General features: G+C 48.6%; 19 protein-coding genes. 15 read left to right on the top strand and 4 right to left on the bottom strand.

Going from position 1 to position 13196, the window contains the following annotated elements; translation table 11 throughout:
- Positions 1–10 precede the first annotated feature (10 nt).
- The 4 genes from GMA8713_RS18770 to GMA8713_RS18755 all read left to right on the top strand — a co-directional run bounded on the left by GMA8713_RS18770 (position 11) and on the right by GMA8713_RS18755 (position 2819).
- Positions 11–625, top strand: coding sequence for a hypothetical protein (locus GMA8713_RS18770; protein ID WP_062713127.1), 615 nt, complete (start codon positions 11–13; stop codon positions 623–625).
- A 96-nt stretch (positions 626–721) separates the two neighbouring features.
- Positions 722–1081, top strand: coding sequence for a YciI family protein (locus tag GMA8713_RS18765; protein WP_002540669.1), 360 nt, complete (start codon positions 722–724; stop codon positions 1079–1081).
- Positions 1082–1084: 3 nt separating this feature from the next.
- On the top strand, positions 1085–2329 hold the full coding sequence (locus GMA8713_RS18760; protein ID WP_062713125.1) for an RNA polymerase sigma factor: 1245 nt from the start codon (positions 1085–1087) through the stop codon (positions 2327–2329).
- A 106-nt stretch (positions 2330–2435) separates the two neighbouring features.
- Positions 2436–2819: a DUF2541 family protein gene (locus tag GMA8713_RS18755; protein ID WP_062713123.1), complete on the top strand. Its 384-nt coding sequence runs from the start codon at positions 2436–2438 to the stop codon at positions 2817–2819.
- 71 nt (positions 2820–2890) lie between these two features.
- On the opposite strand, the gene GMA8713_RS18750 is transcribed toward GMA8713_RS18755, so the two are convergent.
- The 4 genes from GMA8713_RS18750 to GMA8713_RS18735 all read right to left on the bottom strand — a co-directional run bounded on the left by GMA8713_RS18750 (position 2891) and on the right by GMA8713_RS18735 (position 6870).
- Positions 2891–3754: an ABC transporter permease gene (locus GMA8713_RS18750; RefSeq protein WP_062713115.1), complete on the bottom strand. Its 864-nt coding sequence runs from the start codon at positions 3752–3754 to the stop codon at positions 2891–2893.
- A gap of 3 nt (positions 3755–3757) precedes the next feature.
- Entirely contained in the window at positions 3758–4618 is an 861-nt protein-coding gene (locus GMA8713_RS18745) for an ABC transporter permease (RefSeq protein ID WP_062713113.1), read from the bottom strand.
- An 8-nt stretch (positions 4619–4626) separates the two neighbouring features.
- Entirely contained in the window at positions 4627–5733 is a 1107-nt protein-coding gene (locus tag GMA8713_RS18740) for an ABC transporter ATP-binding protein (protein ID WP_062713111.1), read from the bottom strand.
- Between the two features lie 75 nt (positions 5734–5808).
- Positions 5809–6870 (bottom strand): extracellular solute-binding protein, encoded by a 1062-nt coding sequence (locus GMA8713_RS18735; RefSeq protein WP_062713109.1) that lies wholly within the window; start codon positions 6868–6870, stop codon positions 5809–5811.
- A gap of 561 nt (positions 6871–7431) precedes the next feature.
- On the opposite strand from GMA8713_RS18735, the gene GMA8713_RS18730 reads away from it, so the two are divergent.
- The 11 genes from GMA8713_RS18730 to GMA8713_RS18685 form a co-directional block, all read left to right on the top strand.
- Positions 7432–7647: a hypothetical protein gene (locus GMA8713_RS18730; protein ID WP_062713107.1), complete on the top strand. Its 216-nt coding sequence runs from the start codon at positions 7432–7434 to the stop codon at positions 7645–7647.
- 94 nt (positions 7648–7741) lie between these two features.
- The gene (locus GMA8713_RS27420) at positions 7742–7912 is read left to right on the top strand and encodes a hypothetical protein (protein WP_157515679.1); all 171 of its coding nucleotides are present in this window, start codon (positions 7742–7744) and stop codon (positions 7910–7912) included.
- A gap of 250 nt (positions 7913–8162) precedes the next feature.
- The gene (locus tag GMA8713_RS18725) at positions 8163–8519 is read left to right on the top strand and encodes a hypothetical protein (protein ID WP_062713105.1); all 357 of its coding nucleotides are present in this window, start codon (positions 8163–8165) and stop codon (positions 8517–8519) included.
- 26 nt (positions 8520–8545) lie between these two features.
- The gene (locus tag GMA8713_RS18720; RefSeq protein ID WP_062713102.1) at positions 8546–8968 is read left to right on the top strand and encodes a GNAT family N-acetyltransferase; all 423 of its coding nucleotides are present in this window, start codon (positions 8546–8548) and stop codon (positions 8966–8968) included.
- 3 nt (positions 8969–8971) lie between these two features.
- Complete coding sequence (gene fos / locus GMA8713_RS18715; protein WP_062713101.1) at positions 8972–9370, top strand: fosfomycin resistance glutathione transferase; 399 nt, start codon at positions 8972–8974, stop codon at positions 9368–9370.
- Positions 9371–9713: 343 nt separating this feature from the next.
- On the top strand, positions 9714–10235 hold the full coding sequence (locus GMA8713_RS18710; protein WP_084387777.1) for a transcription termination/antitermination NusG family protein: 522 nt from the start codon (positions 9714–9716) through the stop codon (positions 10233–10235).
- Positions 10236–10422: 187 nt separating this feature from the next.
- Positions 10423–10734: a cupin domain-containing protein gene (locus tag GMA8713_RS18705; protein ID WP_062713096.1), complete on the top strand. Its 312-nt coding sequence runs from the start codon at positions 10423–10425 to the stop codon at positions 10732–10734.
- A gap of 190 nt (positions 10735–10924) precedes the next feature.
- The gene (locus GMA8713_RS18700; RefSeq protein WP_062713094.1) at positions 10925–11398 is read left to right on the top strand and encodes a 2TM domain-containing protein; all 474 of its coding nucleotides are present in this window, start codon (positions 10925–10927) and stop codon (positions 11396–11398) included.
- Positions 11399–11528: 130 nt separating this feature from the next.
- Positions 11529–11855, top strand: a complete 327-nt coding sequence (locus GMA8713_RS28530; protein WP_306456060.1) for a TOBE domain-containing protein — start codon at positions 11529–11531, stop codon at positions 11853–11855.
- A 271-nt stretch (positions 11856–12126) separates the two neighbouring features.
- Positions 12127–12462: a hypothetical protein gene (locus tag GMA8713_RS18690; RefSeq protein ID WP_062713090.1), complete on the top strand. Its 336-nt coding sequence runs from the start codon at positions 12127–12129 to the stop codon at positions 12460–12462.
- A 100-nt stretch (positions 12463–12562) separates the two neighbouring features.
- Positions 12563–13196, top strand: a 634-nt coding sequence (locus GMA8713_RS18685; RefSeq protein ID WP_157515677.1) for an IS630 family transposase, incomplete at its 3' end; no start/stop codon positions are given.

Here is a 13196-nt window from a genome sequence, read left to right as displayed (position 1 = left end):
GGAACTCAACATGTATAACTCCGATATGCCCACCCGCGCAGAATTACCCACGTCGAAACAGCTTATCCGCTCAACGCTGATTGCGCTTGTCATCGCGATCTTCTTGCTGGTGACAGTGATTTTGCCTGCGGAGTATGGCATTGACCCAACGGGTATTGGCCGGGTGTTAGGGCTTAAAGAGATGGGTGATATCAAAACGCAGTTAGCCCAAGAGGCAGCAGCAGATAAAGCCACCAATAGCTTAATTGTCACGTCAGATATCAAGGAAGTAGAAACACCTGCTATCACCGAGTTTCAGGGCGAAAAACCCGTCTGGAAAGATCGGGTGCTGTTGGCACTTAAACCCGGACAAGGGGCGGAAGTGAAGCTGATGATGAATAAGGGAGAGCAAGCGATATTTGAATGGAAAGCCAAAGGTGGAGCTGTGAATTTTGACGCACATGGCGATGGAAATGGTCATGCGGTCAGCTATGAAAAGGGTCGCGGGGCGATCGAAGATCAAGGTGTGTTAACGGCTGCATTCACGGGCAACCATGGCTGGTTTTTCCGTAATCGCAATGACCATACTGTGATGGTGATATTACGCACCAGCGGTGAGTATGCCGAAGTTAAGCGAATCTTTTGAGCAGCAGGTGACAAAATTTTTTTCCCATACATGTCGAAAATTGCGGGTTGGGATCGTCCTTGTAGCGAGAACCATCATTAAAGAAGGAATTTGGAAATGAAATACATGCTACTGCTATACGCTGCACCGGATAAAGAGCCTCAATACGGGACGCCGGAATTCGATGAAATGATGGCCGCATTTGCCGCAACCAGTGAAGCCTATGAGAAAGATGGGGTGCTGGTGGGTGGTGAAGGGCTGCAAGATATCGAAACAGCGACGTCTTTACGGATAAAGTCCGGCAAGGTGGAAATTATGGATGGTCCTTTTGCGGAAACCCGTGAGCACTTAGGCGGCTATTACGTGCTGGACGTTGCGGATCTGGATGCAGCCTTGAAATATGCCGAGATGATACCTGTCGCCCACTTTGGCACCATTGAGGTGCGGCCTTTGTTGGTCTTTGATCAAGAGAGCTGACAGATGAAGAGCGCCGCCCCCAAAGCTATCGCGGTAGGTCATCTCATTGATGAGGTATTACGCCGCGATCGGGGGCGGATTTTGTCTGGGTTGATTGCCAGACTCGGTGATTTCCAATTGGGCGAAGATGCGCTGCAGGAAGCGTCAATGTCTGCTCTCAAGCATTGGAGCCAAGAAGGCATTCCGCGCGATCCGGTTGCGTGGCTGATGAAAGTGGGGCTGAACAAAGGGATAGATCAAATCCGTTCCTCCCAACGCGAAGCTCAGAGAAAAAACGATCTCGATTTAGTCGCCCAAGACTCACAAGAACAAGCGGGTTTAGATGTTGCGGAAGTCTTCCCTGACGAACGCCTGCGATTGATTTTCACCTGTTGCCATCCTGCGCTTGAGGAAAAGTCCCGCGTTGCGTTGACGCTGCGTACTGTTTGCCATTTAACGACCCGAGAGATTGCAGCAGCCTTCCTCGATAACGAGCAGACAATGGGACAGCGCTTGTCCCGAGCCAAAGCGAAGATTCGATCCAAAGGCATCAGCTTTTCTGTTCCCGAAAAAGGGATATGGACGGACAGGCTGGACACAGTGCTGTCCACGATATACCTGATTTTCACCACTGGCTATGTCACAGAAGACAAGGGGCCGAGATACCTATGTGAAGAAGGCATTTTTCTGATGCGTATTTTGCACAACCTTTGCCCGAACGATCCGGAAATCGAGGGTGCGCTTGCCTTGATGCTGCTTACCGATGCCCGGCGGATTGCAAGAATCGATGCCGAGGGGGCTTTGGTGCCAGTCGAAGAGCAAAACGAAACGCTTTGGTTAAGTGATGCAGTGACAGAGGCGAGAAGTATCCTTGAAAACGCCATCGAGCGTGGGCAATCTGGCCCTTTTCAAATCAAAGCCGCCATCACGGACTGTCATATGATGCGACCTAAACCAGACTGGCTGCAGATAGCCTTTCTCTACAGAGCGCTTTGGCACTTTGAACCCACACCCGTTGTCGCGCTGAATTGGTCTGTGGCCATGGCCGAAACCGGTCAACCTGAACTCGCCTTACAAAAAATGGATGAGCTGGCCGCCGAGCTAAAAAACTATCAACCCTGGTACGCGGCTCGCGCCCATGTGCTGGAGAAGCTTGGTGAGTTCAGTAGCGCTCGTGAAGCTTACCTGCAAGCGATTGAGACAGCACCAAACGACGCTTCCCGGAAACTGCTGGAGCGAAAAGTAGGCGCGTTGCGTCAATCCTGTTAGCCACACTCTCACTGTTGAAAAATTAACACTCCCCTGTCTTTTCATCTCCCGTTGGGCGCTACACTCCGCGTCCTTCGGCGACGGGCCGATATTGAGAGATTGAAAGATGAAAATGAAATCCTGGTTTTCTGTGGTTTGTCTGTCTTTGGGCTTATTGGGTGCGAGTGCAACAGTGCATGCAGACGACGACATCACGCTGGGTCGCACGATTGTGTTTGAAAACACTGATTACGGTGCACCGATTCCACTGCTGGTTTGTCGCTGTGTCGATGCTATTCAGGTAAAAGCTGACCGCGACATGTATTTGCGAAAGGTGGTGGCAACATTTAAAAACGGCGACACCAAAACGTTCCGTTTTTACCGAAATATCAAAGAAGATGACACCACGGACTGGCGCGAACTGCCGTACAAACGTTGTGTGAAGAAGCTGGAAGTTTTCGGTGAGTCGAAAAACTCATCGGCGGGTGTGAGAGTTTACGGACGCACCTAGTTGCCACACAAAACTGAAAACAGCAGCCATATACAGCTGCTGTTTTTGTTTTCAAAACCTTGTTGCTCCGGCTATTCAGTTTTTGCTGACTTCGATGAAAACCAGATGCTGGCGAGTGCCAAAAGACCCGAAGCGACCATCAAAAGCAATGACACTGCATTGATGACAGGCGTCGAGCCTTCGCGTAGGCGGTCGAACATGGCAATGGTTAGCGGTGCATCCGAGCCGACTAACATCAGTGTGGTGTTGAAGTTTTCAAAGGACATCAAAAAGGCAATGATCGCCGCCCCAATCAATGCGGGCTTTAAAAATGGCAGGGTGATAGTGACCACCGCTTCCATTTTGGTGGCGCCCAAATTCAAAGCGGCCTCTTCCAGGCTGATATCGAATTTCCGTAGTCTCGCTGCAATCACCAAAGTACAGATGGTGGTGATGAACGCAAATTGGCCTAACACGACCAAGACTAACCCTGGCCGCATCCACTCAATATCCCACCCAATACTGTCTTCGATGCCATTGGCGATGGTGCTACTCATCAAAAGGATCGATACCCCTAAAATCACGCCAGGGATCACCAGCGGTAACAACAGCAACACATAGCAAAACCCTTTAAAGCGAAAGTCAAAGCGCTCAAACAGAAAGGCGTTGGTGGTAGCCAGAAAAAGTGAACAGACTGTCACGGCAATAGCGACAAACAAACTGACGCCAATACCGTCGGTCAGTTCCCTGTCGTTGAATATGCCTACCTTTGGCTCGCTGTCGCCAAAAAACCAGGAAAGGGTAAAGCCGTTCCAAGGCAGTGATGGAAACAGACTATCGTTAAATGCAAACACGGCGACAACAACAAGGGGCAACATCAGGAACACAAAAAATAGAGCAATATATCCCTGATAAATGCGTGAGAATGGCCGGTTGGTGGGCAATGAAGGAATCATGGTTCACCCCATGGTTTTCACGAAAGACTGACGGGTTATTTTTAGCCCGCCCCACACCATCATTGAAGAGAGTGCGAGCAGCAAAATGCCGAACGCTGAACCCTGCTCCCAGTTAAACCGGGTGATGAACTGGGTGAAGATCTGTTCGGTAAACCACAGGCTGTCTTTGCCGCCAAGGAGCGTTGGCGTCAGGTAGTTACCCAGCGTCAGCATAAAGACCACAATGCAGCCAGCAACAATGCCGCTCATCGCATGGGGGATCATCACTTCGCGCAACACATCCCAACTGCTGCCGCCAAGGTCATAAGCCGCTTCGATAAGACTGTTATCCAGACTATCGAGCGTAGTAATAAGCGGCACGACCATAAAGAGCATGGAGGTATAAACCAAGCCCAGCATGATGGTGGCGTCATTGTAGAGGAGCTCGACAGGCTGATCTGCAAGCCCGAGATATTGAAGCAAACCGCTGACAAGGCCAGACTCGCGAAGCAGGATCATCCAACCATAGGAACGCACCAGTTCACTCACCCAGAAAGGGAGCAGGCAGGCAACAAACAGCAGGCTTTTGGTTTTACCCTGACACACTTTGGCGATGTAAAATGCCACTGGAAAGGCAATCAGCAGCGTCAGTGCGGTGGCCAATAGCGACATGATGGCGGTTCGGGCAAAGGTTCGCCAATACAAAGGTTCGGTAAAGAAGGTGGCGTAGTTATCCATGCTCAGGACTTTTTCGCCACCTACTACACGATCGTGAATAGAGATATTGAACATCTGCACGTGAGGCAAAATGATCAGCAGTGTCAGCCAAAGTAAGAATGGCGTCAGCAGCAGGTAGAGAGCCAGACGGTTTCCGCGTTCTATCATGTGCCCTCCTAACTCTGGACGGGCAGACAGCGAGAAACCGCTGCTTGCCAGTGAATAAACAGCGGATCGCCGGGGCGGATAGTGCGAAAGCTTTCTGTTTGTGGCAACTGCACCGAAAAAAGATTTTGGTTTGAGGCACTTTCTACCACCAACTGGCTGCGTGAGCCGTCAAACAGGATTTCTTTTACCTGCACACCAAACCCGTTTTCCGCCTGTGGTGGTTTTTGATCGGGCAGCGCGATGCTGATGGCTTCCGGCCGGACGAAGACGTCTACGTTATCGCCCACCTTCATCGTTTGGTTGGCGTTGGCCATCAAGCGTTCGCCATATTGGCCCGTGATGGTGACAGTCTGCCCGTTAACGTCTGCAACTGTACCTGAGCGGTGATTGTTTTCACCCACAAACTTGGCGACAAAGGCGGTGGCTGGGGAGTAATAAAGATCCTGTGGCGAACCGAGTTGTTCGAAGCGACCGTTATTCATCACGGCGACTTGATCGGACATTACCAGTGCTTCCGACTGGTCGTGGGTGATATACACAAAGGTGGTGCCGAATTCCTGCTGAAGGTGCTTGAGCTCCACTTTCATCTGCTCGCGGAGTTTGAGATCCAGAGCGCCTAAAGGCTCATCAAGCAGCAGTACGTCGGGGTTGAGAACCAGACAGCGCGCAATGGCGATACGCTGTTTTTGTCCACCGGATAATTGGGATATTTGCTTTGGCCCACTGCCGGAAAGCCCGACTCTGGCGAGGACTTCATCGACCTTGCTGTCTATTTCATTCTTCGGTGTTTTTCGGCGGCGAAGACCATAACCAATGTTTTCAGCTACCGTCATGGTGGGAAACAGCGCCAGATGCTGGAACACCATGTTCACTGGACGACGGTTGGGAGCAATGTCGTTAACACGGCTACCTTTGATGATGATGTCACCCGACGTTGGTTGTTCAAAACCGGCCAGCATTCTCAGTAGGGTGGTTTTTCCGCAGCCAGACGGGCCAAGGATAGAAAAGAAACTGCCTTTGGGCACGGTGACATTGATGTTGTACACTGCCGTGAAGCTGCCGAAGGACTTGTTGAGGGAGCGGCATTCCAGATCGGGAATCGGGTTTTCTGACATAGAAACAACGCCTGTGAAATTTAAAAGAAGAAAAACGGCCTGCATGATGCAAACCGTCTGGGTACATTGAGGTGATCAGTTTGCTGCTTTCACGCGATCCAGCACCAGACCTTCCATTTCCTCCAGACCGGCAGGAACGGTTGGGTACCATTTGATATTGTCGATATCAGCCTGAGGGAAGCTCGACTGGAACTGGGCTTTCGCCGTATCATTTACGAAATTGTCTGCACCTTTAGAAGCAGTGAAATTACCCGCAGATTCGGTGATTTTGGCGGCAATTTCCGGCTGATTAACGAAGTTAATCCATTTGTAAGCAGCATCGACAGCTTTTGACTTTCTCGGAATCGCGAAGGTGTCAATCCAACCCAGCGCACCTGATTCAGGTGCCACAAAGGTGATGTCGGCATTGTCACGGTTCACCTTCCAGCCGCCCGCATCCCAGGCCATCGCGCCCACAACTTCACCGGATCTGACAAGGTTCAGCAGCTCATCGCCGCCTGACCAATAGGCCTTCACGTTCGGTTTGCACTCGATCAGTTTGGCCTGCACTTTATCGAGAATCGCCTGATACTTGGCAGGATCGCTGTAGGCAGCAAATGGGTCTTCACCCATTGCGAATGCAAAGCCGATAAGAGTTGGGCGTTTCAGGCGGTAGGAAACCTTACCCTTGTAGGCATCATTACAGAGGTCCGTATAATCTTTGATGCCCGAAGCACTCTTGGTATCGACAACCAGACCGCTGGTGCCCCAGATGTGAGGAACGCCATATACCGCGCCCTCCAGTCCGGTATTGTTTTTGGTCGCTTCCAACATGGAAGGGATTAGCAGACTGGTGTCAATTTTTGACAGATCGATTGGTTGGTAAATATTGAAGTCGCGCTGCGCACCTGTGATGCGATCCTGGCTGGGTTGGACGAGATCAAAGCCTGCGCCTCGGGTGGCGCGGAGTTTTGAGATCATGTCCTCGTTGTTAGACTTGGTGACCTTAACGTCAATACCGGTTTCCTTTTGGAATTGGTCAATGACTTCCTGTGGTGCGTAACCACCCCAGGTGAGTAAGCGGAGTGTTTCAGCGTTGGCAGTTTGAGCCAGCAGAAGGGTGCTGGCAGCCATGACAGTCAGTTTCATGCTGTTCATCTTGTTTCCCTTTCGTCCTGTTTCCGATTTATTTGTTGTTTGGGTAGAGAGCCTAAAAAACCAAACAAATCTAGATAGCTTAGGTTCTGGTGTAGTCTCCCACTACACCTGCTCGCAATACCGGTACAGTGGGACTTCGCACCGAACGTTACGAGTGATTTGTTATAAATTTATTGCACAAAAATAAAGATAGCGTGACACAAAGTTCGGAAAATGACGCACTTAGGATATTTTCGGTCCTGAAAAGATCCAGAGATATGCACCTGCGTGATATGACTGCCTGCTTCAAAAATAGCGAGACCAAAACGTCCATTTCGACAAAGATCTCCGAGAAGACGGCTTGATCGATTGCATGACAGGCTGTAAAAGTCTTACGTGGATGTGACTGGAAATTTACGGTGAATCGAAGAATTCCTTGTCATGTATTCGCACTTACGGAATAACTTAGTGGTACATCGAAGTTATGTGATGTCCTAATTTTGATTCAATTATTCGTCACATTTGCCTGCTAGCCTCGGAATTGGGTTTACGGAAAAACCTGAACGACGAGAGGTATGCAGTATGAAGCTGGTGAATGTACTTAGCGGCGATATCGTCAGAGAATCAGACAGTCTGGAAGAGCTCAAAGCCCTAGGGGTTAGCATCGCATTACGCGACGGTGCCAAAGCGACCCATTGGAGCTTTGAAGACGCTTCCAACCACCGTATATCGGGCAAACGGGCGCTCAGCCTGAGAGATGAAGAAGGCGCGATATATCGTATCTTCCTCCCCAAATAGAATGTTAAAAGGCAGCGTATACGCTGCCTTTTTTGTGCCTGATTGGTCGTCAAGCAAAGCCCAATAATATCCAAATATTCAAAGAGTAAGGAAAGTGAACTGGCAAGCTGAATTCTCGGCGAGATTCACAAATCACCTTTCATTTCTGGCATATGATGAAGTCATCCAAGGTCGACATGAGGAGTGTATGGAAGCTGTTGTAGGTTTGATTATCCCGACTGGTGTTGACGACTTTATTATGCGAAAAGCGGGTCTCCACGGCTGACTGGGAAACCAAACAATCACAGAAACGTGAATAAAATAAACATCGCTTTTTGGTTTATTCGCTTTTACCTCTTTACCTCGTAATCAAAGGCCACCTGCAAAGGTGGCCTTTTCTCATTTTGACTCACACTTCGTAACAACAAATTGGGTGAGGCTGACGCACGGCATTCAGACTCGCGCTGCTCTTCTGATATTATCGGGCAAATGGAAAGCGTGTGCTTTCGACAAGATGTTTTTGGGAGAATCTCTGAATGGATCTGAAAGGTCTGGAAAAATACCTGGCGCTGAACCACATCGACTTTAAATCAGCGACTGATAACGATGGATTGCTAATCAATCTTGGTTTTTTGGTGGGGCGCGTGCATGTGCGTTACGAAGAAGACAGCAAGACTTTTGATTTTAATGACAAGCCCCGCTGGGTTATCCAAATCGTACTAATGGCTTTGATGCTGTATTTTCTGGCGACCAACTTTACTATCTACTCCCAGCTTCAGCTTTATACCTGTATTGCTGTTACTATCGCGATGTTCGGTATCTTTGGCTATAAAGAATCCCGCATCAAAAAGCTGAAAAATGCGATAAAGGAAGATTCACAACCAATCAGCTAGCACTGAATTGAGCTCAGGGAGAAGTGATGGAATATCAGGTTGTTGCCAACCCAACAGAGCAGGACATCATGGACGTGCGTGGCGGGCTTCGGGCGTTCAATGACCCTTTCGTCGAGCATCTGAATGAAATGCAAATGGCGGTCTTTGTTGTTGATGAAAGCGGCCAAAGGCGTGGTGGTATTGTCTCGCGCTTCTGGGGTAACTGGATGCACATCCTGTTCCTCTGGATTGATCCTGCGCTGAAAGGGGAGGGTATCGGCAAAACCCTGATGCAGAAGATGGAAGCGGAAGCAGTCGGCAAAGGGTGTAAATCTGCCATGGTCGATACCTTCAGTTTTCAGGCCAGACCATTTTACGAATCTCTGGGTTATCAAAACCAAATGACACTAGATGCCGTTCCTGGTGATGAACATCAGCTCCACTTCCTCACTAAAAAATTGGTAGATTGAGTCATGTTAAAGGGGCTCAACCACATCACGCTGGCAGTGTCTGACTTGGATACATCACTGGCGTTTTATCTCGATGTACTTGGCTTTAAAGGCCATGTCAGGTGGGGCCGTGGCGCCTACCTTTCATTGGAGGAACTCTGGCTTTGTCTCTCTATTGATGAGCTCTGTGAGAAAAGTGATTACTCACATATTGCGTTTAGCATTGGGAGTGAAGACTTTAATGCGTTTGCTTTATCTATACGCAGAAAAGGTGTGAATGAATGGAAAGAGAACCGAAATGAAGGTCACTCTTTGTATCTTCTTGACCCCGATGGTCACAAGCTCGAAATCCATTCCGGAAATTTGCAAAGCCGACTAGAAAGTCTCAAAGAAAAACCCTACTCAGGGTTAGCTTGGTTGTAGTGCAGCTTCGTCCTTTTACCAGCGAACTTTAGCGGTTTTATCAGGATGTGCGAGCCACGCCATGAAGCAGTAGATATAAGTTGCAACCACTTCACGCTAGCGCCCACTCCTGCTTTCTTGTCGCTCTTAAAAAAGATATGATTCGCACATCAACTTTGTGCATTTTGGTGTGTGTTTTAAAGCACTGGGTTTTGTTGGCAAACCCACAATTTCGCGTTGGCAAATTACTCTAATAATCTCTTCTATTGCTCTGCGAGATCCAACATCAAAAAGTTTGAGTTGATTGTTTTCACGTTCGAATGATTGTCGGCGTGGCTTTTATATTTTATTGGAGAGATTCGAATTGCATTACTATCGATGGTATGCAGTTTATACCCATTTCAACGAGGAAAACCTTCTCCGCGATTATCTGCTTTCACAAGGGTATGAAGCCTATTTACCTGAGCGCAGGTTTTGGGAAACGGCTGGCAATAAGCGAAGAGTTGCTTACGAGCCCCTGTTCAAATGTCACCTCTTTGTGCGAACTACGCAGGCTGGTCTGCAGAAAGTGAAACAGGCACCTGGCTTCTCGCATTTGGTGCGTCACGGCAAGTATGTGGCGACCATTCCTGAATCGCATATTGTTAAAATCAAGACGATTCTTTACTACTACGAAGACGCGACATCTATTTCCAACAACAACGTTGATGGCGTGACCGTGGCAGTGGTAAGCGGTCACCTGACAGGTATGACAGGCATTCTTCCCCATGGAGAGGGAGAAAGGCCGGTTTCGATGGAAATTGACCACCTTGGCTACTCCATCAACGTCAAGGTGCCAATGGAAACGATTTTCCAAACCAAAGTGCCTTCACTCGTGTCCTTCTAAAAAAGCCAGCAGGGAATATCTGCTGGCTTCACAATAAAAGTGTCAACCTATTTTAGGACTGGACACGCCAATACCTTTCTTCAAGTTTTCCTTTGATAAATCCCGCTTTCTGCGCAAGTTGGTATAGATTTCAGCGCAATGCTCATGACATCCAATTCGTATTGTTCAACTTATCAAGGATGTGATCATGAGAGTGATTCGAAGCGCGAAGTTCACCGCGGAGAATACCTGGGGAGCGATGGATATCGCTAATATGAACGGTATCACCACCAGACTGCACTGGACCGACAAACCCTACAAATGGCACATCAACGAAGGCCAGGAAGTCTTTGTGGTGCTCAACGGCATGGTTGAAATGCATTTTCGTGAAGAAGGTGACGAGAAGTCTGTGATGCTTCAGGCAGGAGATATTTTCTACGCTTCTGAAGGCACAGAACACGTTGCCAAACCTTTGGGTGAAGCGCGGGTGTTGGTGATTGAAACCGATGGCAGTGTGTAATTTTTTCCTCTGAATTTCCTTCCTGACGGGTGTTTGTCGCATCGATGACGCCCCGATTTGATAAACGACAAGATCACGCTAACCTACTGTTTTAAAAGTACTGTCATGTATGTGTCGGGTGAATGACGTTCCTGACAACAAGGAAGGTTCTGTAAATTTTGAAGCGTTCACAGCGAAAAGGAAAAACAAGATGATTGTCAGGAAATTACGATTGCAGCGCGGCTGGTCGCAAGAGCAACTTTCTGAAATGAGCGGTCTCAGTGTCCGCACCATTCAGAGAATTGAACGTGGCGATAAAGCAGGTCTGGAATCGCTGAAGTCTCTGGCGGCTGTCTTTGACATCCAAGTTTCAGGCCTTCAAAAAGAACCGGAGCCCGACATGACAGAAGAAGTGAAATACACCGCCGAAGAAGAACGTGTGATTAATCAGGTGCGAGAAATTAAAGGGTTTTATTCCCACCTGACTACCTACGTGCTGGTGATAGGATTGCTGTTTGTGATCAACTTCCTTACCAGTCCAGGTTACATTTGGGCATGGTGGCCAGCGATGGGCTGGGGCATCGGTATTACTGTCCACGCTTTGAGCTCATTCGAAATCCTGAACTTCTTTGGCCCAGATTGGGAAAAGAAACAGATCGGAAAGCGTCTCGGTCGCAAGCTTTAATCTCACCCCACAAACTGCTGCAAAAATCATCACCAAAGGTCAACAGACTCTAGCATTCTGCTGGCCTTTTGCTTTTCTGAACCCTGTTTGTCGCGCAGTTTATCGGCAGCCCTAAGATGAATATCATGCCCTGCGTGACAGAAGGGGGAGAATATGGGCTGGCAGGCGGCAAGGGCGGGGATTATCCACATACTCGTTCGCAACCCAGCTTGGTATCCGACCAGAGGCAATAAATCTGGTTTCTCCGCAAGAAGGTAACTGTCAGGGCATCGTAGATGTGACTGAATACCTTGGTGCGGATATCTATGTAGTTGTTGATTGTGGTGAGCTCGGTAACATAACCGTTCGCACCGATGGGGAAAGCGAGGTAAGAGCTGGCGACAACGTGGGTCTCCAGTTTCATACCAACAAGCTGCCCTTCTTCGACGCGGAAGGATTATCTGTCGCGCAATCATGATCAAGTGTCTTCTGTTTTTCGAGTTTACTGAAGGCACACATTCTCCATTTGATGCAGTTCTTTCTTCCAGTGAACTGCAAAACACTCCCCCGACATTTTCTCCTTGGATGTCGGGATTTTTTTGCCACTTTAGTGGTGGGAAAGTATTGATATTCTAATTTTTCTCACTTCAAAAACAAATTTATGGTGATGATTTCCATACCCTTTCTGACAGCTAAAGGAGTGGCTGGCTGAGATACGAATAAAAGAATAAAACGACAAAGGAAATCTGATGAACCTTAAACAGTTAAAAAGATATAAAGGGATGGTGGGGAGCCTTGGCTTGGCGTTTTTCTCCGCTACTGTATTAGCAGGAAATTATACGCCAAGCGATTTTCCCGACGGGCAGTTACCAAACAACGACACTAATATCACCTTTACTACTTACAACGGTAATTGGGTTGGTGAAATAAAGTTCCCTACTGCACCGCAGGATAAAACCATCGTTAATCTGGTATCCAAAGCGGGCTTCGCTTCTTCCATCAGCCACGACTCATTGGATTTTGAAACCGTTTATCTTTACACCAATGATGCCGTGACTTTCCGTTATGACGCACACACTAAATAGCTGTTCCTAATAGTAGATCTCAAAGATAAGAGAAACTCAGTCCGCTTTGTGCGATCTGATCAATCGCCAAACCGAAACATACCGACAAAAGGACTGAGTGATGGCCATCATAGCACCGATACCTCGTGGCGAACGTCGTAGGATGAAAAAAGCGATACAGACTACCAAGGACAAGGATTATGCCCGCAGACTTATTGCTCTCATGCAACTCCACGAAGGCAAAACGATTGTCGATGTCTGCCGTATTATCAGTGCAGCCCGCTCCTCAGTGGGTAGGTGGATTGACTGGTTTACTCAAGGTGGTATGGATGCCCTGCACGCTTTGCCTGTTGGCAGACCGCCAACGCTTCCCGTTAGCGAAATGTGTGCGATGCTGACTATTCTGGTTCAGTTTTCCCCGCAGGATTTCGGTTATCAGCGAAGCCGCTGGAGTACAGAGCTTTTAACGATGCAGCTCAATGATGTATTCCAAAGTACAGTGGCGGCTTCTACGGTCAGGCGTTGGTTACCGAAAATCGGGATCGTCTGGCGTAGGGCGGCACCTACCCTCAATATTCGAGACCCTGACAAGGAAGAAAAGCTCGCTCAGATAAGTGAGGCGCTGGAGAAATGCAGTGTTGACCATCCGGTGTTTTATGAAGACGAAGTTGATATCGACCTTAACCCCAAAATTGGGGCTGACTGGACGGTAAAAGGCCAGCAGAAAAAAGTGGTCACACCGGGACAGAACTGCA

Source organism: Grimontia marina, assembly GCF_900060185.1.
Classification (GTDB): Bacteria; Pseudomonadota; Gammaproteobacteria; order Enterobacterales; family Vibrionaceae; genus Enterovibrio; species Enterovibrio marinus.
Note: the sequence above shows the minus strand (reverse complement) of the source record. Positions and strands in the feature narration are given on the sequence as shown.

Excerpts from the sequence above, each read along its gene's own strand:
- GMA8713_RS18770 (WP_062713127.1), top strand. The coding sequence starts at position 11 with ATGTATAACTCCGATATGCCCACCCGCGCAGAATTACCCACGTCGAAA.
- GMA8713_RS18765 (WP_002540669.1), top strand. The coding sequence starts at position 722 with ATGAAATACATGCTACTGCTATACGCTGCACCGGATAAAGAGCCTCAA.
- GMA8713_RS18760 (WP_062713125.1), top strand. The coding sequence starts at position 1,085 with ATGAAGAGCGCCGCCCCCAAAGCTATCGCGGTAGGTCATCTCATTGAT.
- GMA8713_RS18755 (WP_062713123.1), top strand. The coding sequence starts at position 2,436 with ATGAAAATGAAATCCTGGTTTTCTGTGGTTTGTCTGTCTTTGGGCTTA.
- GMA8713_RS18750 (WP_062713115.1), bottom strand. The coding sequence starts at position 3,754 with ATGATTCCTTCATTGCCCACCAACCGGCCATTCTCACGCATTTATCAG.
- GMA8713_RS18745 (WP_062713113.1), bottom strand. The coding sequence starts at position 4,618 with ATGATAGAACGCGGAAACCGTCTGGCTCTCTACCTGCTGCTGACGCCA.
- GMA8713_RS18740 (WP_062713111.1), bottom strand. The coding sequence starts at position 5,733 with ATGTCAGAAAACCCGATTCCCGATCTGGAATGCCGCTCCCTCAACAAG.
- GMA8713_RS18735 (WP_062713109.1), bottom strand. The coding sequence starts at position 6,870 with ATGAACAGCATGAAACTGACTGTCATGGCTGCCAGCACCCTTCTGCTG.
- GMA8713_RS18730 (WP_062713107.1), top strand. The coding sequence starts at position 7,432 with ATGAAGCTGGTGAATGTACTTAGCGGCGATATCGTCAGAGAATCAGAC.
- GMA8713_RS18725 (WP_062713105.1), top strand. The coding sequence starts at position 8,163 with ATGGATCTGAAAGGTCTGGAAAAATACCTGGCGCTGAACCACATCGAC.
- GMA8713_RS18720 (WP_062713102.1), top strand. The coding sequence starts at position 8,546 with ATGGAATATCAGGTTGTTGCCAACCCAACAGAGCAGGACATCATGGAC.
- fos (WP_062713101.1), top strand. The coding sequence starts at position 8,972 with ATGTTAAAGGGGCTCAACCACATCACGCTGGCAGTGTCTGACTTGGAT.
- GMA8713_RS18705 (WP_062713096.1), top strand. The coding sequence starts at position 10,423 with ATGAGAGTGATTCGAAGCGCGAAGTTCACCGCGGAGAATACCTGGGGA.
- GMA8713_RS18700 (WP_062713094.1), top strand. The coding sequence starts at position 10,925 with ATGATTGTCAGGAAATTACGATTGCAGCGCGGCTGGTCGCAAGAGCAA.
- GMA8713_RS18690 (WP_062713090.1), top strand. The coding sequence starts at position 12,127 with ATGAACCTTAAACAGTTAAAAAGATATAAAGGGATGGTGGGGAGCCTT.